The organism is Brevibacterium sp. GP-SGM9 (assembly GCF_047300845.1).
Lineage (GTDB): Bacteria > Actinomycetota > Actinomycetes > Actinomycetales > Brevibacteriaceae > Brevibacterium.
In genome coordinates this window covers 1,881,686-1,901,032 of record NZ_CP178563.1, presented here as the reverse complement: position 1 = coordinate 1,901,032, position 19,347 = coordinate 1,881,686, and the positions used below count along the sequence as shown (strand labels likewise).

Genomic DNA, 19,347 nt, shown 5'->3' with positions numbered 1-19,347 from the left:
ATAGGCAGACCTAACGTGGAAAACATGAACACCACACAGGGCAATGCCCGCCGCAAAGAACACGCAATCTCCACCTCGGTGCTGGTCATCGGAACCGGCGGATCGGGACTCCGCGCCGCGATCGAGGTCGCCGAGGCCGGGGTCGATGTCCTCGCCGTGGGCAAGCGCCCGAAGGAAGACGCCCACACCTCCCTGGCCGCCGGCGGCATCAACGCCGCCCTGGCCACGGTCGACCCGGAGGACACCTGGCAGCAGCACGCCGCCGACACGATCAAGGAATCCTATGGCCTCGCCAACCCCCGCACCGTCGAGATCGTCACCCAGGGTGCCGCCCAAGGCATCGCCGACCTGGAGCGATATGGAATGGACTTCGCGAAGGAGGACGACGGTCGGATCTCACAGCGCTTCTTCGGCGCCCACACCTGGCGTCGCACCGCTTTCGCCGGAGACTACACGGGCCTGGAAATCCAGCGCGCCCTCATTCATCGTGCCGAAGCCCTGAACGTCCCCATCCTCGACCGCGTCTACATCACGAAGATCCTCGTCGCCGACGGCCGCGTCTTCGGCGCCTACGGCTTCGACGTCATCGACGGCACCGGCTACCGGATCCACGCCGACGCGGTCGTTCTCGCCGCCGGCGGACACAACCGGATCTGGCGCCGGACCTCCTCGCGTCGGGACGAGAACACCGGTGACTCGTTCCGTCTGGCCGTCGAGGCCGGGGCGCGCCTGCGCGACGCCGAACTCGTCCAGTTCCACCCCTCGGGCATCATCGAACCCGAGAATGCGGCCGGAACACTGGTCTCCGAGGCGGCCCGCGGCGAGGGCGGAATCCTGCGCAATGGCCTCGGCGAGCGGTTCATGGAACGCTACGACCCCGAACGCATGGAGCTGTCCACCCGCGACCGCGTGGCGCTGGCCGCCTACACCGAGATCGCCGAGGGCCGCGGCACCGAGGACGGCGGCGTCTGGCTCGACGTCTCCCACCTGCCGCGCGAGACCATCATGAACCGCCTGCCGCGGGTGTTCCAGACGATGATGGAGACGCAGATGCTCGACATCACGCAGTCACCGATCGAGATCGCCCCAACCGCGCACTACTCGATGGGCGGAGTGTGGGTCGACCCCGTCGACCACAGCACCGACGTCGACGGACTGTGGGCCATCGGCGAGGCCTCGTCCGGGCTGCACGGGGCCAACCGCCTCGGCGGCAATTCGCTCATCGAACTCCTCGTCTTCGGCCGCATCGTCGGGCAGAACGCCCTGGCCTACTCCGATGGGCTCGAGGCACAGGTGCGCTCGGCCGAGGCACTCGCCGAGGCCCGCGGCGAGGTCGACGAACTGCTCGCCTCGGACGGCACGGAGAACGTCCGGGCACTCCAGCGCGAGGTCCGCAACCTCATGACTGAGCACGCGGGTGTGGTCCGGGACGAGGCCGGGCTGCTCGCCGGACTGGAGAAGCTCGCGGGCATCGAAGCGAGGCTGGGTTCGGTCGGCATCCACCCGGACATCGCCGGGTTCGCCGATCTCTCGCACGCCTTCGACCTCAAGTCCTCGGTGCTCGCGGCCCGCGCGACCCTCGAATGTGCGCTCGAGCGCCGGGAGACTCGCGGCTGCCACAATCGGTCCGACTACCCCGAGCAGGACCCGCATCTGCAGGTCAACCTCGTCTGGTCGCCGTCGACGGGAGTCGTGCGCGAGGACATTCCGCCGGTCGATCCCGATGTCGAGTCGCTTATGCGCGCCGACGAGATCAGCCAGGTCGGCAAGCTCGTGGAGTGACCTCCCACTGCTACCTGACGGCGTCCCAGCTCCCTGGCGCCAGGGAGCTGGGACGCCGTCAGGTGTTTGTGGGGGTAGCCCACTTTTAAGAGTGACACGTCCTACAGGAGGAACGGTAGGTTGTGTCACTCTCGGTGCGTAGTGGCCCGGCGCGCGCCCTGCGCCGAACGCGCCCCAGCACCCAACCCACCGACGAAGCGGGTGTGAAGATGGCGTCAGGAGGTGTCAAGACCGCGTTAAGATCCGATCGGACATCCCCGCCGAGGCGGTGAGATGGACCCATGTCACCCTCCCGTTCCACCCACTTCGCCAGCAGAGCCCCCGGCAACTTCGGGGGAGGTCGCCCATGACCTGGTTCACCGGCATCACCCAGATCCTCCTCGTCCTCGCACTCCTCGCCGCGGCTCATGCACCCCTGGGTGCCTATATGGCCCACGTGTTCATCACCGATCGCGACACCAAGGTCGAAGCCCTGTTCTACCGGATCACCGGCATCGACCCGGGCTCCGAGCAGCGCTGGCGGGTCTACCTCTTCTCGGTCCTTGCCTTCTCCGCGGTCTCGATCGGCGTGCTCTTCGCGCTGCTGCGCCTCCAGCACGTTCTGCCGCTGTCCAACGGCAAAGGCTCGGTGTCTGCCGACCTCGCCCTCAACACCGCGGTCTCCTTCGTCACGAACACGAACTGGCAGGCCTACTCCGGTGAGACGACGATGGGCTTCCTCGCCCAGATGGCCGGACTCGGCGTGCAGAACTTCGTCTCCGCGGCCGTGGGACTCGCGGTCGCCGTCGCCCTCATCCGCGGCTTCATGCGCCACAACTCCCTATTCATCGGCAACTTCTGGGTCGACCTGACCCGCGGGATCCTGCGCATCCTGCTGCCGCTCTCCGTGCTCGCGGCCTTGGTCTACATCGGCCTCGGCGTCGTCGACAACCTCACCCCCGACCAGATCGTCCACACCGTCACCGGCACCGCCGGCGCCACTCAGACTATTCCTGGCGGTCCCGACGCCAGCCAGGAGGTCATCAAACACCTCGGCACCAACGGCGGCGGCTTCTTCAACGCGAACTCCGCCCACCCGCTCTCGGCCCCGAGCGCCCTGATCAACCTCCTCAATGTCTTCCTCATCCTCCTCATCCCCTCCGCCCTGCCCAGGACCTTCGGGATCATGGTCGGCAGCCGGAAGCACGGTTGGGCGATCCTCGCGGCCATGGGCATCCTCTTCGCACTCTCGCTGAGCGCCGTCATCGCCGCAGAAATCTCGGCGAGCACCCCCGCCGCCCAGGCCGCGGGCGCCGCGATGGAGGGACGAGAGACGCGCTTCGGCATCATTCCCTCGGCCTTCTTCGCCGTCGCCACGACGATGACCTCGACCGGAGCCGTGGACTCGGCCCACTCGAGCTATTCGGGCCTCGGCGGGGGAGTGCTCATGGTCAACATGATGCTCGGCGAGATCGCTCCCGGCGGCGTCGGCTCCGGCCTCTACGGCATGCTCATCGTCGCCATCATCGCGGTCTTCGTCTGCGGGCTCATGGTCGGCCGCACCCCCGAAATCCTCGGCAAACGAATCGGACGACGAGAGATCACCCTGGCCAGCGGCGTCATCCTCATCACCCCGACCCTCGCCCTGGCCGGCACCGCCGTTGCCACCCTGTGGCCGGGCACGATGGATTCGATCCTCAACACCGCAGCAGGCTCCGCGACCCTCAACCCCCACGCCCTGTCCGAGCTCCTCTACGCCTTCACCTCGGCGGCCAACAACAACGGCTCCGCGTTCGCCGGGCTCGCCGCGGACACCCCGTTCTTCAACGTGTCCCTGGCTGTGGTGATGTTCCTCGGCAGGCTCGTCCCGATCGGGCTGGTGCTCGCACTCGCCGGTTCCCTGGCTGGCCAATACACCGCCGAGGCGACTCCCGGCACCCTGCCCACCCACCGACCGCTGTTCGTCGGGGTCGTCGTGGGCATCGGCCTCATCATCGGGGCCCTGACCTACCTCCCGGTGCTCGCGCTGGGACCGATCAACGAAGGACTGATGTGAGATGAGGAAGTCATCCACCGCACCAACGCAGGCTGCCGCCCCCACCCAGACACGCACCACCGCGACGCTGTCGCTGACCGCCCTCGCCGAGGCGGCCGTCCTCGGGCTGCGCAAGCTCGATCCGCGCACCGCCTGGCACAACCCCGTGATGTTCCTCGTCGAGATCGGCGCGGCCATCACCCTCGTCCTCGCGATCCTCGATCCCACCCGCTTCACCTGGGCGATCAGCATCTGGCTCATCCTCACCGTGGTCTTCGCCAACACCGCCGAGGCGCTCGCCGAAGGCCGCGGCCGCGCGCAGGCCGAATCGCTGCGGGCGACCCGGGTGAGCGCGAATGCACTGAGGATCGACGAGTCCGGCCACGAGGAGACCGTCCTCGCCTCCGCCCTACGCGCCGGTGACCGGGTGCGCGTCGTCGCCGGCGAGGTCATCCCCGGCGACGGCGACATCATCGCCGGAGCCGCGACCGTCGACGAATCCGCGATCACCGGGGAGTCTGCCCCGGTCATCCGGGAGGCCGGCGGCGACCGCTGCGCCGTGACCGGCGGGACGAAGGTGCTCTCCGACGAGATCACCGTGTCGATCACCGCGAGCCTGGGCGAGAGCTTCCTCGACCGCATGATCGGCCTCGTCGAGGGTGCGAACCGGCAGAAGACTCCGAACGAGATCGCCCTCGGCGTCTTCCTCTCCGTGCTCACTCTCATCTTCATCCTCGTCGTGGGCAGCCTCGCCCCGATCGCTGCGTTCTCCGGCGCCCCGCAGTCGCTGACCGTGCTCATCGCCCTCCTCGTCTGCCTCGTGCCGACGACGATCGGTGCTCTGCTCTCGGCGATCGGCATCGCCGGCATGGACCGGCTGGTCGGGGCGAACGTCCTTGCCAAGTCCGGGCGGGCCGTCGAAGCCGCCGGCGACGTGTCGACCCTGCTGCTCGACAAGACCGGCACGATCACGATCGGTGACCGGCAGGCGAGCGATCTCGTTCCTTTGGGGTCGACGAGCGAAACCCAGATCGCCGAGGCGGCCCGACTCTCGTCCTTGGCCGATGAGACCCCAGAAGGGAGGTCCGTCGTCACTCTCGCCGAAACGGTCTTCCACGTCGAGGCTGCGGGTCTCGAGGCCTATCCCGAAGCCGAGTTCATCCCGTTCTCCGCGAGCACACGGCTCTCGGGAATCGTGTTGCCCGGGGAACGTGGAGCCGGAGAAACTGGAGCCGGCGGAACGGCTGGAGCAGCCGGAGATGCCGGAGGCGAGGGAACGGCTGGAGCGTCCGAATCCAGGGGGACGGCCGGCGTGAGTGCGCGAACCGTGGTCAAGGGCGCCGCGAAGGAGGTCATCGCCTGGGCGAGCGAGCGCGGCGCCGAGGTTCCCGCCGAGGCCACGGCCGAGGTCGAACGCATCAACACCGGCGGCGGCACCGCCCTCCTCGTGGCCGAGTCCATCGAAGCCGGCGCGCCTGCCGCCACCGCCGCGACCACGTCGGCGCGGGCTAGCGGCTCGGCAACCGCAGCGACGGCACCGGCCGCAATCGCGACGGCCACCGCGCGGATCCTCGGGGTCATCGACCTGCGCGACGTCGTCAAACCCGGCATGGCCGAGCGCTTTGCGACCCTGCGTCAGATGGGGATCCGGACCGTGATGATCACCGGCGACAACGAACTCACCGCCCGCTCCATCGCCCGGGAGGCCGGGGTCGACGATTTCCTCGCCGAGGCGACTCCCGAGGACAAACTCGACCTCATCCGACGCGAGCAGGCAGGCGGCCGGATGGTCGCGATGACCGGGGACGGGACGAACGACGCCCCCGCCCTCGCCCAGGCCGACGTGGGGGTCGCGATGAACACGGGAACGACCGCAGCGAAGGAGGCCGGCAACCTCGTCGACCTCGATTCGGATCCGACGAAGCTCATCGACATCGTCGCGATCGGCAAGCAGCTGCTCATCACTCGCGGGGCGCTGACGACCTTCTCGATTGCCAACGACGTCGCGAAGTACTTCGCGATCGTGCCCGCGATGTTCCTGCTCGCGTTCCCCGGACTCGGGGCGCTCAACATCATGGGGCTGCACAGCCCAGAGTCGGCGATCCTCTCGGCCGTGATCTTCAACGCCCTGATCATCCTCGCCCTCATCCCCGTCGCCCTGCGCGGGGTGCGGTTCACAGCGACGAGCGCCTCGGCGCTGCTGCGGACCAACCTGCTGATCTTCGGACTCGGCGGCCTCATCGTCCCGTTCATCGGCATCAAACTCATCGACCTCCTCATCGCCCCGCTTCTCTGACCACACCGTCCCAACGACCCCGCTGCTCTGAAAGACAGGCTCACCATGGTCACCCTCCTCACCCGCCAGCTGCTCACTGGCGTCAAGGTCCTTGCCGTCCTCACGCTCGTCCTAGGTCTCGCCTACCCGCTGTCGATGGTGGCGATCGGCACGCTCGTCCCCTCCCAGGACGCGTCGATCCGCGACGCCAGCGGTCAGGTCGTCGGCAATGCGCACCTGGCCCAGGAAGTCACCGGCGACGAGTGGTTCTACCCGCGACCCTCGGCCGGCGAATTCGACGGGCTCGCCTCCGGGGCGTCGAACCTCGCGGCCACCAGCCCCGAACTCCTCGCCGACATCCGGGTCAGGCGGGCCGACATCGCCGCACGTGAGCACGTCGACCCGGCCGCGATTCCTGCGGATGCGCTGACAGCTTCGGCCTCCGGCCTCGATCCGGACATCAGCCCTGAGTATGCTCGACTCCAGATCGCTCGCGTCGCGCGCGAGACCGGAATCAGTGAGAGGGGAGTGGAGGCCATGGTCGCGAAGAACACCGCGCAGCCGCTGCTCGGCTTCATCGGCGAACCCCACGTCAACGTGACCACTCTCAACAACGACCTCGCCAACAGCTTGGCCGATTCATCCGACCACCGCACCGAATCGCCGGGCACGCACTGATGGTCCCACCTCGGCGGGGGACGCTCACGGTCTTTCTCGGCTACGCGCCCGGGGTCGGCAAGACCGTGGCGATGCTCGAGACCGCGGCCGCCGCCTCGGCGACCGGGCGCGATGTCGTCATCGGCATCGTCGAGGACCACGGGCGCGCCTTCACCCGTGCCCTGGCCGAAGGGTTCGAGATCGTTCCACGCCGGCAGGTTCCCCACCAGGGGAGGACCTTCGAAGAATTCGACGCCGAGGCGGTCCTGGCCAGATCCCCCGAACTCGTCGTCATCGACGAACTCGCTCACGCGAACGTCGTTCCCGACGGCGACACAACCACCGAAGACGCCACCACCCGAGCCAAACGCTGGGAGGACGTCGAGGTGATCCTCGCCGCCGGCATCGACGTGTACACGACGATCAACATCCAGCACCTCGAATCGCTCGGCGACGTCGTCGGGGCCATCATCGGGCGCAGACAGGCCGAACGCGTCCCCGACCCGTTCCTCCGCGCCGCCGACGAGGTCGAACTCATCGACATCAGCCCCGCCGCCCTGCGGGCCCGCCTCGCCGAGGGCAACATCTACGCCGCGGCGAAGGTCGACGCCGCGATGGCGAACTACTTCCGCCTCGGCAACCTCACCGCCCTGCGCGAACTCGCCCTGCTGTGGCTGGCCGACCGCGTCGACGAAGGCCTCGAGAAGTACCGTGACGAGAAGGGCATCCGCACCACCTGGGCCGCCCGCGACCGGATCCTCGTCGCCATCACCGGCGGCCCGGAATCGACCACCCTCATCCGCCGCGGCCTGCGCATCGCCGGCCGGGTGGCCGGCCGCGAACTCCACGTCGTCCACGTCGTCGAACCCGACGGCACCCGCCGCAGCGGTGCCCCGGCCCTGCTCGCCGCCCGCGAGCTCGCCGAGGCGAACAATGCCGTGTGGCACACCGTCGTCGGCGACGATGTGGCCAAGGCGCTCATCGAGTTCGCCCGCACCCTCAACGCCTCCCAGATCGTCCTCGGCGTCTCCCGCTCACCCTGGTACCGGCGCATGCTCGGCCCCGGCGTGGCCAATCGCGTGATCAATGCCGCCGCCGACATCGACGTGCACATGGTCACCCACGCCCAGGCCGCGAGATTCTGGCTGCCGGACCGCGAGTCCCCACGGGCCAACCCCCTGTCGACGCTGCGACGGATCCTCGGCTGGGTCATCGGAGTGCTCGCCCCACCGGCGCTGACCGCCCTGTTCATCGGACTCGGCCCCGGATCGACCTCGCTGAGCTTGAACTTCCTCTCCTACATCACCGTCGTCGTCCTCGTCGCCCTCATCGGCGGGCTGTGGCCAGCGGTGATGACGGCGGTGTTCGGCACCGTCCTCATCAACTTCTTCTTCACCCACCCGGTGAACTCTCTCTCGGTCAAACAGCTCGAGAACATCCTCGCCCTCATCATCTTCATCGCCGTGGCCGTCGCGGTCGCCACCGTTGTCGACAAGGCCGCCCGCCGCTCCCGGCAGGCCCAGGCCGCCGAGCACGAAGGGGCCGTGCTCAGCGAGCTCGCGGGAGCGATGATCGCCGAGGGCGACAGCCCCGAGGCGATGGTCGCAAGCATCCGCTCGACCTTCTTCCTCGACGGGGTGACGCTGCTGAGCGCGGGCGACGACGGGACCCGCGCGATCGCCTCGGCGGGGGAGGAGGCCCGATCCCGCGCGCAGGCCGGAGAGATCATCGACCTCGACGAGACCACGTTCCTCGCGCTCAAGGGACGGGCGCTCAGCGCCGGCGAGCAGCGGATCCTCGACGCCTACGCCGGGCGGCTGCTGCGGGTGCTCACCGAATCCCGGCTGCGGGTTTCCCGCGAACAGGCCGAGGAGCTCTCCGCCGGCAACGCCGTCCGCACCGCCCTGCTCACCGCGGTCTCCCACGACCTGCGCACGCCGTTGGGGGCGATCAAGACCGCCGCCTCGGCGCTGCAGCTCGAGGAGATCGAACTCTCCGCCGCCGATGAACGACTCATGCTCGAGACCATCGAACACGGCACTGAACGCCTCGAGAAGCTCATCGACAACCTCCTCGACATGAGCCGGATCCAATCCGGTGCGGTGACGATCGCCACCGCACCGGTCCTCGTCGAGGATCTCGTCGCCTCGGCGCTGGCCGAAATTGACCCGGGATCCCGGGTTCTCGACCCGGGATCCCGGCCCAGCAGCCGAGGCTCGCAACCGCTCGACCAGGGATCCCAGCCGCCGATCACCGTCGACATCGCGCCTGGGACCTGGGTCGACGTCGACTTCGGGCTCTTCGAACGCGTGCTCGTCAACATCATCGAGAACTCCGTGAAGTACGGACAGGGATCCCCGATCATCATCGATGCCTCGACCGACGCCGAGGCGGTCCACCTGAGGATCGCCGACTCCGGCCCCGGAGTGGGTGCGGACGCCCTCGAACGGATCTTCACCCCGTTCACCAGGCTCGACGAGAGCAACACCGTGGGCCTGGGGCTGGGCATGGCGGTGGCGCTGGGACTGTGCCGGGCGATGAACATCGAACTGCGCGCCGAACAGACACCCGGCGGCGGATTCACCGCCGTGCTCACCTGCCCCGTGACCGAGGAGGCGACCCCGTGACCGAGGAGGCGGCATGAAGCACGTGCTCATCGTCGAAGACGACACCGACATCGCCCGGGCCGTGAGCATCGGCCTGCGCGGCAGAGGCCACGAGGTCTCGATCGCTTCGAGCGGTCGGCAGATGAATGAGATCCTCGCCGAGGCGGAGATCGACGTCATCCTCCTCGACCTCGGCCTGCCCGACGTCGACGGCATCGAGCTCATCGGCCAGGTGCGCCGGTGGAGTCAGGTGCCCATCGTCGTCGTCTCGGCCCGCCACGATTCCCATGGGAAGATCGCCGCCCTCGACGCGGGTGCCGATGACTATGTGACGAAGCCCTTCTCCCTCGGCGAGGTGCTCGCCCGGCTGCGGGCGATCGAACGGCGCTCGGGCTCCGGCGGCGGTTCGAGTCTCGTGCGCACCGGCGATGGGCGGGTGGTCATCGACCTGTCCGCCCACATCCTGGAGGTCGAGGGCGCCGAGGTGCGCCTGACTCCCATCGAGTGGAACATGCTCGCGGTCTTCGTCAAACACAAGGGGGCGTTGGTCGAGGCCCGCACCCTGCTCACCGAGGTGTGGGGTCCGGAGTACAGCGGGGAGCGCGGCTATCTGCGCGTCTACATGTCCCAGCTGCGGCAGAAGCTCGAAGCCGATCCGGCCAGGCCTGCATACCTGCACACGCAGATGGGGATGGGATATCGGTTCACGCCGTAGTTCGGCGGTGCACGGTTCGACGGTACGGCGGTTCGGCGGTGTGCGGCTGGCGGCCGTCCGTAGGATGGACGGCATGCCCAATCACACCCGCGTCGCCGTCCGCATCGTCCTTCTCGGCTCGGAATCGCGGGTCCTGCTCTTCGAAGGGCGGGATCTCTCCGACGCTCAGGACAGCATCCGTTTCTGGTTCACCGCCGGCGGGGGCAGCGATGCGAATGAAACCCTGGGGGAGACCGCTGACCGTGAGCTGGAAGAGGAGACGGGCCTGTCCGGCATCGACCTGTTCGGGCCGTTCCACCGGCGCGAGTTCGACTTCCTCAACCACGGCGGACCTCAACACCAGGTCGAGCACTTCTTTGCCGCGCGGACTGATGAGACGAACCTGAGCGACTCGAAGTGGACCGAGCTCGAGCGAACGGCCATGACCACGTGGCGCTGCTGGAGCGCCGACGATCTCGAGGGCGCATCGATCCGGTACTTTCCGGAGAACCTGCCGGAGAACCTGCCGGAGCTGGTGAGGGAAGCGGCGGCCTTGGTGTAGAACCGCCTCGGCGAGGGTGCCACTGGGTGTCGGGACGCCTGCCGTCACCGGGCGGTGGGACTCGCTGCGTCCGTCGTCACAGCGTCTTGCCAGCTGATACCTGGATAATTGATCCCAGCCGCCCACTTGATCACTTTCGGAAGGACCATGGACGACTATCGAAGTCCCGGCTGGGACATCTACTGCTGCATCTCATCACAACTTCATCCCGCGCGGGCAGGTGAACACCGTTGACCTGGCTGCTCTCGCTTCTCATCGGACTCCTCGTCGTCCTCCTCATCACCGTGGCCACCGGCTACTTCGTGGCGCAGGAATTCGCGTACATGGCCGTCGACCGCTCCCGCCTCGGCGCGCGGTCTGCCGCCGGTGATCGGGCCGCGGATCGGGCTCTGTCGATCACTCGCCGCACCTCATTCATGCTCTCGGGCGCTCAGCTGGGCATCACCGTGACCGGACTGCTCGTCGGCTACGTCGCCGAGCCGCTCATCGGCACGGCCGTCGGCGAGGCCCTCGGCGGGACACCGATCCCGCAGGGCACCGGCATCCTCATCGGCACCGTGCTCGCCCTGCTCGCCTCGACGCTCATCCAGATGCTCTTCGGCGAGCTGTTCCCGAAGAACCTCGCGATCGCCCGACCGGAGGCGCTCGCCACCTGGTTGGCCCGGTCGACGTCGATCTACCTCACCCTCTTCGGGTGGCTGATCACGATCTTCGACAAGTCCTCGAACGTGCTGCTGCGTATCCTCGGCATCGAACCGGTCCACGACGTCGACCATGCCGCGACCCCGCGGGACCTCAAGCACATCGTCGCCGAATCCCGTGAAAGCGGCGACCTCGTCGACGAGGATTCCCTCATCCTCGACCGGATCCTCGACTTCCCCCAGCAGAGCGTCGAGCACGCGACCGTACCGCGTTCCCGGGTCGGCGTCGTCGGTGCCGATATGAGCCTGAGCGAAGTCCGTGGTCTCATGCGCACCGGACATTCCCGGTACCCCGTGCTCGAAGCGGACGGGCAGGTCGTCGGCACGATCGACCTCCTCGACGTCCTCGCTCCCTCCGAGACCACCCTCCGCGCCCTCATGCGGGAGCCGGTCTTCGTTCCCGAATCCCTGCCGCTGCCCGATGCGGTGCGCATCCTGTCCGATAACCGGACCCAGATCGCCTGTGTCGTCGACGAGTACGGCGGGTTCGCCGGCATCGTCACGATGGAGGACCTCGGCGAGGAGCTCGTCGGCGACATCGCCGACGAACACGACGTGGCTATCGAGGAGATCATCGAGGCCGGCGACGGCACGTGGACGGCCCCCGGCCTCATCCCCCTCGACGAGGTGGAGCGTGCCCTGCAGCGGGAACTGCCGGCCACCTCGGCGCAGACCCTGTCCGGGCTCGCCATCGAACATGCCAAGGGCTTCCCCGAGGTGGGGGAGCGGATCGTCATCGATCTGCCGGTCGACCCCGCGGAGTTCGCCGGCACGGAAACGCCGCGTCCCGCGCGACTGCTCGCCGAGGTGCTCGAGGTGGAATCGCACGTGCCCTCCCGGCTGCGGATCGGAATCGAGGTGGACCGATGAGCAACCCTTGGGTCATCGCCCTCATCACTGTCCTCATCATCGGGCTCAGCGCCTTCTTCGTCGCCGTCGAGTTCGCGCTCATCGCCGCCAAGCGGCACCGCCTCGAGGATGCCGCTCCCGGCAGCCGTTCGGCACGTGCCGCGTTGCGCAGCTCGACCGAGCTCTCGGTGCTGCTCGCCGGCTCGCAGCTGGGCATCACGGCGTGCACGCTGGCGCTCGGCGCGATCACGAAGCCGGCCGTCCACCACTGGATCACACCGGTCGCCGAGGCGCTCGGCCTGCCGCTGTGGATCGCCGACATCACCGGCTTCGTCCTCGCGCTCATCATCGTCACCTTCCTCCACCTGGTCGTCGGTGAGATGGCGCCGAAGTCGTGGGCGGTGGCCCATCCGGAGCGCTCGGCGATCATGCTCGCGCTGCCGATGCGGGCGTTCATGTTCCTTACCCGGCCGCTGCTGCACGTGCTCAACAACGCCGCGAACGCGTGCCTGCGCATCGTCGGCGTCGATCCCGTCGACGAGGTCGACCGGGCGCATACCTCGGATGATCTGCGGCAGCTGCTGCGGCATTCGGTGCAGGCGGGCACTCTCGAGCGGGAGTCCTCGGATGCCCTGCTCGGTGCACTTGAGCTCAGTCGGATCAGCCTCGATGACCTCGTTGCAGGACGGGCGGAGCCGGTCGTCGTCGGTCCCGAAGCGACCGTCGGGGAAGTCAGCGAAGCCGCACGCAGGACTCGCCACCGGCGTATCCTCGTGCGCACCGCGGCCGGGCAGGCGGCGACGCACATGGTCCATGTCCGCGACGTGCTCGATTTCGCTTCGGGGGACTCCGTCGCCGAGGTGATGCGTCCGGTCTCCGTGGTCGCGGGGTCGCTGACTGTGGTCCGGGCCTTCGGTGCGATGCGGGCCGAGGGCACACAGCTCTCGCTGGTCGAACGCAGCGACGGCAGATACGCCGTCGTCACGGTCACCGACGTGCTCACGCATCTGCTCACGGTGGACGGTGCCGAGGAGGCGCGACCCTCTCACTGATATCGCGATCCTCTGCTCGCTGCGGCGGACACCGCGCAGAGGCAGCGAGCCAGTCGGTCTCCGGTGCGGACGGCGAGGCTTCAGCGTCCGTGCCACTCCATCGGGGTCTTCGAGAGAAAGGACTCGACGGCGGCCGCGAAGTCCTCGCTGCCGTAGACGGAAGCGATGACATCCGAATCGTCGACTGGATCTGAGGAATTGAGGCGGCGGAGATTCTCCTTGATCGACCACTGGGTGAGAGGGGCGCCGCCTGTGATGGTCGCTATCGTCTGTTCGGCGGCAGTATCAAGATCGTCCTCGACCGAGGTCAGGAAGCCGCTGACAAATGCTTCCTGAGCATCGACTCGTCGTGCGGTCAGCAGCATGGATGCGACGCGTGGTTCGCCGAAGACGCGCACAAGTCTGCGCAGAGTGCTCGCGGACAGTGTGTTGCCGAGCGTCTTGGCGATCGGGACCGAGAACGATGCCTTGGGCGAGCCGACGCGGACGTCCGCACAGGCGGCGATTCCTAGGCCGCCGCCGACGCAATGTCCGTCAATGACAGCGATGACGGGCTTGCCGACAGCAGCGAGAACGCTGAGCACCTCGTCGATTCGCTTCTCATAGGCTACTCCGTCCTCGCCGGAGAAACCTCTGAACTGGGCGATGTCCGTGCCGGCGACGAAAGCGCGCCCGCCGGCCCCTCGGAGGACGAGCGCTCGGAGGGTCGGATCCTCGTCTGCCCTTGCCGCTGCCTCGGCGAGGGCCTGGTACATCTCCCAGGTCATCGCGTTCCGGGCCTCGGGCCGGTTGAAGGTGACGTGGAGTGCGGAATCGCGCACCTCGGTGATTACGTCGGTTGTCGTCATCGCTGGGCCTCCGCTTTCTGTGCTGTTCCGACCGGTGGTGTGAGTTCGTCGAGAATCTTGTCCGTATCGGCACCCAGGGAGGGTCCGGCGGTGCCGTGGGTGAGCTGTGACCGTGAGAATCGCATCGGATTGCCCAATTGTCTGACTGATCCGAGTGTGGGGTGCTGTGAGTCCCAGAAGTAGTTGCGGGCGTTGAGGTGGTCGTCGTTGAATACCTGCTCGAAGTCGTTGATGGGAGCCGCTGGTACTCCGACTCTGTTCATCTCCTCGAGAATTTCCTCGACCTCTCGTTCGGCGAACTGCTCCTCGATGATTGCGATGAGCGCCTCTCGGTTCTCTAGTCGTTTCGCCGGTTCGGAGAACAGTTCGTTCTCCTCGAGGAAGGCGAGCTCGAATGCCGAGCAGAATCGCAGCCAGGTCGCCTGGGTGTTCGCTCCGATGGTCACATAGCCGTCCTTGGCCGACACGGCTTGGTAAGGAGCCTGCGCCTGATGGGCCGAACCGTTTGGGCGACCAACTGTGCCTGCGGCGTAGTAGCTGCCCGCTTCCCACACTGCCAAGGAGACTGCCGACTCGAAGAGCGAGACGTCGAGATGCTGGCCCTGGCCAGAGGCTCTCCGTTCGTAGAGTGCGGACACGATACCGAGGGCCATATAGAGGGCGGTCGTGAGGTCGCAGATCGGCACTCCGACCTTGACGGGAGGTTGGTCGGGGAAGCCTGTGATGCTCATGAGTCCTGACCGCGCCTGTGCCATGATGTCGAGACCGGCCAGCGGTGCGAGGGGACCGTCCTGTCCCCAGCCGGATGCTGAGGCGTAGATAAGCCCGGGGTGGTCGTCCTTGAGATCGTCGTATCCGAACCCCATCTTCTTTAACGATCCCGGCCTCAGATTCTCCACCAGGACGTCCGCGTTCTCTAGAAGCGCCTTGAACGAGTTGCGCCCGTCTTCGGATTTGAGGTCGAGCACGATGGATTCTTTGTTCCGATTAAGCCGCAAGAATGGGCTGGACTCGCCGTCGATGTGGGGACCGGATGCTCGAGTTGAGTCACCGGTGCCGGGGGTCTCTATCTTGATCACACGTGCCCCCATATCGGCGAGCTGCATCGTCGCGAACGGTCCGGCGATGAAGACCCCGACTTCGAGGACTGTGATCCCGGAGAGGGGGCCAGGGGAAGCCGTTGGGGAGGGTTCCGCATCTTTGGTCGTCTGGGTCATGGTATCCACCTCACTGTGTTGCATATCACTGTCGATTGTCTACAATAGGCTATCAGGAAGCGAGTTGCACGTCACCGGGGAGGCGCTCGCACGAGAATGGAGTGGCATCGAGATGACGACACCATCACAGGCGACGGACTCGCTCATCGACAGTCCAAGTTTGGCGGAGCTCGCCGCAGTGAAAATCAGCGAACTGGTCTTCCGCGGGGAAATCGGACCTGACGATCGCGTAGTGGAGGAACATCTCTGCAGCCGACTTGGAGTCTCCCGGGCACCGGTGCGCGAGGGACTGCGAATTCTCGAAGGCTCTGGACTTGTCGTCCGTCGTCCACGGGCCGGTGTGCGAGTTGCCAGCCTCAGTCAGAACGACGTCTTCGAGATCCTCACGTTCAGGGAGGGGCTCGAGCAGATGGCCGTCACCCACCTCTACCGGTTCACCGACGACATTGCCGATGTGGACGCGACAGAGCTGGACGCTGCGCTCGTCAGGCTCGCCGATGAGTTCGAGAACGGCGACGACGAGTTCGGTCGTATCCAAGCCAGCTACGCCTTCCACACCGAGCTGGTCAGACTCTGCGGCAACTCCCGGATCGTCTCCAGCTATCGCCAGATCACAATGCAGGTCAAACTCTGCATGTCATTGAATCTCCGTCGTCTCAACACCGTCGAGACTCCAAGCGAAAACGTGGCCAGGCACCGGGACCTGCGCGCCGCCGTTCTATCCGGCGATGTCAACCGGGCACTTGACGCTATCAGCGGTCACGGGCATGACACCTTCGCCAGAGAATTCTTGGACACCCTTCCCGGAGGTACCGAACGATCCGCGCAGTGGCTCGACGCTCGAGACTGAGCCGGAGCACAGAACATCAGCACCAGGCGCGAACCCGCCCCACGGTTCGGATTCAACGAAGAATCAGGAGTTCCAAACAATGGCCGACTGGCTGACAATACTGCACACCCTCATCACGGTCGCCGGAGTCATCGTGTTGATTCTGGCGCTGAAGATCAACCCGCTTTTCGCGTTGCTGATCGGCGCCGGGTACCTGGGATTGGTGACCGGGCAGGGCTTCGGCCCGACGACGGAGATCATCGCCACAGGCTTCGGCAGCATCATGGCCGAGATTGGGCTGCTCATCGTTTTCGGCGTTCTGCTCGGCAAACTGTTGGCGAAGCTCGGCGCGATCGAGGGTCTGGTCGCCGCGTTGATGGCTGTTTCGGGCAAGAGGTTCGCGCCCTATGCACTCGGCGTGACGAGCGGAACCGTGTTGCAGTCGATCTTCTCCGATGTGATCTTCGTGATCACGGCCCCGGTCGGACGATCGGTCGCCGCTCGAATCGGTCGAGCAGGCACAGGAATCATCTCGGCGGCAATGTGCGCAGGCATTCTTTTCGGGCTGACCATGATGATCCCGAGCGTCGGATCGCTTGCTCTGAGTTCGCTGCTCGAGATCCCGATTCCGCGCTTCCTGGCTTTCGGCATCATTACAGCGGTCCTCGGCATCATCATCACGATCGCCATCATGAAGACGCTGTTCCTTCGCTTCGGATTCTGGGACGCTGCGACCGATGAGGAAACCTACACCGGCCCGGTCGACGATTCCGCGCCTGAGGAGGACGCGCCTCGGCGCCTTCCCCTGTGGCTGACGATCAGCCCGGTGTTCCTTGCGCTCGTGCTCATCGCTTCCGAGTCGATCCTGACAAATCTATCGATCGACATTCCGATCATGGACTTCTTCGGTGCCCCGACCATTGCCATGTTCTGCGCGACTTTTATGGCCTATGTTCTTCTTCTCGTGCACAGGGATCATGAATGCGTGACGACGACTCTCAAGTCGGGATTCGCAGCGAGCGGAGAGATCTTGGCCCTCACCGGTCTGGGAGGATCTTTGGCCGAGATGGTGAAGTCCATCGGGTTGGGAGACATCTTGGGAGGCATGTTCGAAGCGGATGCCGCTTTCCCGATCCTCTTGGCCTGGGTTCTTGCGGTGGTTCTGCACACCGCGATCGGATCCGTGTCGGTCGCCTCGATCACGGCCGCAGGATTCCTCGCTCCCGTCGCAGCCTCGACCGGAGTCGACCCAGTGCTCATCGCCCTTGCAGCCGCCTCGGGGTCCCTGTTCCTGATGACCGTGCACAGCAACTTCTTCTGGATGGTCAAGACGATGCTCGGTCAGACGACCAAGGGCGCCGTGAAATCTGTCAGTGTGACGACCAGCGTCGGAAGCGTCGTCGGCCTCGGGCTTGTCTATGTGTGGTCGATATTTCTCTGAGGGATCATTGTTTCAGAGCCAGAATCGCGAACCCTCGCGTATTTCAGTTCTCTCCCATTGTCTAGGATGTCAGGTAGCCGCTAACAACCCGATTGTGAGGAAACAATGTTCGGAAGTCAGCGTAAGAATTCGTCACCGGCGGTCAGCGCCCTCATCGACATCGTGGGCAGCAAGCATGTGCTCACCTCGGCTCGCGCCACCGAACCCTATGCCAAGGGCAACCGCTTCGGCGGCGGGAATGTACTCGCGGTGCTGCGGCCGGGCAGCCTCGTCGACATGTGGCGCTCCCTTCAAGTCTGCGTCGAACACGACCTCATCGTCATCACCCAGTCCGCGAACACCGGACTGACCGGTGGCTCCGGACCCGGCGACCAGGACTACGACCGTGAGATCGTCATCATCTCCACCCTGCGCATCGACGACATCCACCTCATCAACGACGCCCGCGAAGCGATCTGCCTGGCCGGGTCGACGCTCTACGAACTCGAAGACGCCCTTGCCGCCCACGACCGCGAACCGCACTCGGTCATCGGCTCGTCCTCGATCGGGGCCTCGGTCGTCGGCGGCATCGCAAACAACTCCGGCGGCAGTCAGATCCGCAAAGGCCCCGCATTCACCGAATACGCGATCTTTGCCCGGGTCAACGAGTCAGGCCACGTCGAACTCGTCAACCACCTCGGCGTCGAACTCGGCAAGGATCCCGCGCACATCCTCGACAAACTCCAACGCGGCGACTGGAACCCCGCCGACGTCACCCCGCCGCCCGAGGACACCTTCGACACCGAATACAGCGACCACGTGCGCGAGATCGCCGATTCGCCCGCCCGCTACAACGCGAACCCGAAATTCCTCCACGAAGCCTCCGGCTCGGCCGGCAAACTGATGGTCTTCGCCGTCCGCGTCCGCACCTTCCCCAAACAGAAGGACCCGACCACCTTCTACATCGGCACGAACGAACCCGCGACTCTCGAAGACCTGCGCCGCGCCATCCTCGCCTCCGACCGTCCGCTGCCGATCTCGGGGGAGTACATGGGCAGGCCCTCGTTCGATCTCGCCGAGGAGTACGGCAAGGACACATTCGTCTCCGTCAAGCACGCCGGCAGCCGTGAACAGGTCAAGCTGTTCGCCCTGAAGAACTGGGCCAACGGGGTGTTTGCGAAGCTGCCTTTCTTCGGCCCGACGGTCGCCGATACGATCGCGCAGAAGGCCTTCGATCTGCTTCCCGATCAGCTGCCCGCGCGGATGCTCGACTACCGTGACCGGTACGAACACCACCTGCTTCTCGTAGTCAGCGGTGACGACAAGGCCGACACCGAAGAATTCCTCAAGTCCTTCTTCGCCGAGGCGGCCCACGACGGTGACTTCTTCATCTGCACTCCCGATGAGGCCCAGTCCGCGATGCTCCACCGGTTCGGTGCCGCGAGTGCCGCGACCCGATACTTCAACCTCAATCGTGAGGACTCCTCGGGCATGATCACCTTCGACGTGGCCCTGCGCCGTGACGACGACGACTGGCTCGAGGTGCTGCCGGACGAGATCGCCGACCAGCTGCACATCAGCTCCTATTACGGCCACTTCTTCTGTCACGTCTTCCACCAGGACCATGTGGCGAAGAAGGGCGTTGACCCGGTCGCACTCAAGGCGCAGATGACGGAGTTGCTCGAGGCCCGGGGAGCGGCCGTGCCGGCCGAGCACAACTACGGTCGCCTCTACCGGATCCCGCCGGAGATGGAAGCCCACTTCAAGGAACTCGACCCCTGCAACATCTTCAACCCCGGCGTGGGGGAGACGTCCCCGCACAAGAACTGGGCTTGAGCGGC

General features: G+C 66.3%; 14 protein-coding genes. 12 read left to right on the top strand and 2 right to left on the bottom strand.

The window, feature by feature from the left end; genetic code table 11:
- Positions 1 to 24: 24 nt before the first annotated feature.
- From ACH82I_RS08630 to ACH82I_RS08590, 9 genes are all read left to right on the top strand, one after another.
- The gene (locus ACH82I_RS08630; RefSeq protein ID WP_413336667.1) at positions 25 to 1,782 is read left to right on the top strand and encodes an L-aspartate oxidase; all 1,758 of its coding nucleotides are present in this window, start codon (positions 25 to 27) and stop codon (positions 1,780 to 1,782) included.
- Positions 1,783 to 2,128: 346 nt separating this feature from the next.
- Positions 2,129 to 3,817: a potassium-transporting ATPase subunit KdpA gene (gene kdpA, locus ACH82I_RS08625; protein WP_413336666.1), complete on the top strand. Its 1,689-nt coding sequence runs from the start codon at positions 2,129 to 2,131 to the stop codon at positions 3,815 to 3,817.
- Position 3,818: 1 nt separating this feature from the next.
- Positions 3,819 to 6,092 (top strand): potassium-transporting ATPase subunit KdpB, encoded by a 2,274-nt coding sequence (gene kdpB, locus ACH82I_RS08620; RefSeq protein WP_413336665.1) that lies wholly within the window; start codon positions 3,819 to 3,821, stop codon positions 6,090 to 6,092.
- A 45-nt stretch (positions 6,093 to 6,137) separates the two neighbouring features.
- Entirely contained in the window at positions 6,138 to 6,749 is a 612-nt protein-coding gene (locus ACH82I_RS08615) for a potassium-transporting ATPase subunit C (RefSeq protein ID WP_413336664.1), read from the top strand.
- Positions 6,749 to 9,355, top strand: a complete 2,607-nt coding sequence (locus ACH82I_RS08610; protein ID WP_413336663.1) for a DUF4118 domain-containing protein — start codon at positions 6,749 to 6,751, stop codon at positions 9,353 to 9,355. Before ACH82I_RS08615 ends, ACH82I_RS08610 begins: the two co-directional genes overlap by 1 nt.
- 13 nt (positions 9,356 to 9,368) lie before the next feature.
- Positions 9,369 to 10,049, top strand: a complete 681-nt coding sequence (locus ACH82I_RS08605) for a response regulator (RefSeq protein WP_413336662.1) — start codon at positions 9,369 to 9,371, stop codon at positions 10,047 to 10,049.
- Positions 10,050 to 10,122: 73 nt separating this feature from the next.
- The gene (locus tag ACH82I_RS08600; RefSeq protein ID WP_413336661.1) at positions 10,123 to 10,590 is read left to right on the top strand and encodes an NUDIX hydrolase; all 468 of its coding nucleotides are present in this window, start codon (positions 10,123 to 10,125) and stop codon (positions 10,588 to 10,590) included.
- A 230-nt stretch (positions 10,591 to 10,820) separates the two neighbouring features.
- Positions 10,821 to 12,161: a hemolysin family protein gene (locus ACH82I_RS08595; protein ID WP_413336660.1), complete on the top strand. Its 1,341-nt coding sequence runs from the start codon at positions 10,821 to 10,823 to the stop codon at positions 12,159 to 12,161.
- Positions 12,158 to 13,192, top strand: coding sequence for a CNNM domain-containing protein (locus tag ACH82I_RS08590; protein WP_413336659.1), 1,035 nt, complete (start codon positions 12,158 to 12,160; stop codon positions 13,190 to 13,192). Before ACH82I_RS08595 ends, ACH82I_RS08590 begins: the two co-directional genes overlap by 4 nt.
- 80 nt (positions 13,193 to 13,272) lie before the next feature.
- Here the strand turns inward: ACH82I_RS08590 and ACH82I_RS08585 are convergent, their stop codons facing one another.
- Positions 13,273 to 14,040, bottom strand: a complete 768-nt coding sequence (locus tag ACH82I_RS08585; RefSeq protein WP_230748404.1) for an enoyl-CoA hydratase — start codon at positions 14,038 to 14,040, stop codon at positions 13,273 to 13,275.
- Positions 14,037 to 15,257: a CaiB/BaiF CoA transferase family protein gene (locus ACH82I_RS08580; protein ID WP_413336658.1), complete on the bottom strand. Its 1,221-nt coding sequence runs from the start codon at positions 15,255 to 15,257 to the stop codon at positions 14,037 to 14,039. The genes ACH82I_RS08585 and ACH82I_RS08580 overlap by 4 nt, the downstream gene beginning before the upstream one ends.
- Between ACH82I_RS08580 and ACH82I_RS08575 the strand changes: the two genes are divergently transcribed.
- The 3 genes from ACH82I_RS08575 (at position 15,241) to dld (ending at position 19,342) form a co-directional block, all read left to right on the top strand.
- Positions 15,241 to 16,107 carry a GntR family transcriptional regulator gene (locus tag ACH82I_RS08575; RefSeq protein ID WP_413336657.1) on the top strand — a complete coding sequence of 289 codons (867 nt, stop codon included), beginning with the start codon at positions 15,241 to 15,243 and terminating at the stop codon, positions 16,105 to 16,107. The two genes, ACH82I_RS08580 and ACH82I_RS08575, sit on opposite strands and share 17 nt — an antisense overlap.
- 79 nt (positions 16,108 to 16,186) lie before the next feature.
- Positions 16,187 to 17,527, top strand: a complete 1,341-nt coding sequence (locus tag ACH82I_RS08570; protein ID WP_413336656.1) for a GntP family permease — start codon at positions 16,187 to 16,189, stop codon at positions 17,525 to 17,527.
- 105 nt (positions 17,528 to 17,632) lie between these two features.
- Positions 17,633 to 19,342, top strand: a complete 1,710-nt coding sequence (gene dld, locus ACH82I_RS08565) for a D-lactate dehydrogenase (RefSeq protein ID WP_413336655.1) — start codon at positions 17,633 to 17,635, stop codon at positions 19,340 to 19,342.
- The last annotated feature ends 5 nt before the right edge of the window (positions 19,343 to 19,347 follow it).

Bases quoted from the DNA above. Each gene is read 5' to 3' on its own strand.
- ACH82I_RS08615 (WP_413336664.1), top strand. From the start codon at position 6,138: ATGGTCACCCTCCTCACCCGCCAGCTGCTCACTGGCGTCAAGGTCCTT.
- dld (WP_413336655.1), top strand. From the start codon at position 17,633: ATGTTCGGAAGTCAGCGTAAGAATTCGTCACCGGCGGTCAGCGCCCTC.
- ACH82I_RS08590 (WP_413336659.1), top strand. From the start codon at position 12,158: ATGAGCAACCCTTGGGTCATCGCCCTCATCACTGTCCTCATCATCGGG.
- ACH82I_RS08585 (WP_230748404.1), bottom strand. From the start codon at position 14,040: ATGACGACAACCGACGTAATCACCGAGGTGCGCGATTCCGCACTCCAC.
- ACH82I_RS08600 (WP_413336661.1), top strand. From the start codon at position 10,123: ATGCCCAATCACACCCGCGTCGCCGTCCGCATCGTCCTTCTCGGCTCG.
- ACH82I_RS08610 (WP_413336663.1), top strand. From the start codon at position 6,749: ATGGTCCCACCTCGGCGGGGGACGCTCACGGTCTTTCTCGGCTACGCG.
- ACH82I_RS08605 (WP_413336662.1), top strand. From the start codon at position 9,369: ATGAAGCACGTGCTCATCGTCGAAGACGACACCGACATCGCCCGGGCC.
- kdpB (WP_413336665.1), top strand. From the start codon at position 3,819: ATGAGGAAGTCATCCACCGCACCAACGCAGGCTGCCGCCCCCACCCAG.
- ACH82I_RS08630 (WP_413336667.1), top strand. From the start codon at position 25: ATGAACACCACACAGGGCAATGCCCGCCGCAAAGAACACGCAATCTCC.
- ACH82I_RS08580 (WP_413336658.1), bottom strand. From the start codon at position 15,257: ATGACCCAGACGACCAAAGATGCGGAACCCTCCCCAACGGCTTCCCCT.
- ACH82I_RS08570 (WP_413336656.1), top strand. From the start codon at position 16,187: ATGGCCGACTGGCTGACAATACTGCACACCCTCATCACGGTCGCCGGA.
- kdpA (WP_413336666.1), top strand. From the start codon at position 2,129: ATGACCTGGTTCACCGGCATCACCCAGATCCTCCTCGTCCTCGCACTC.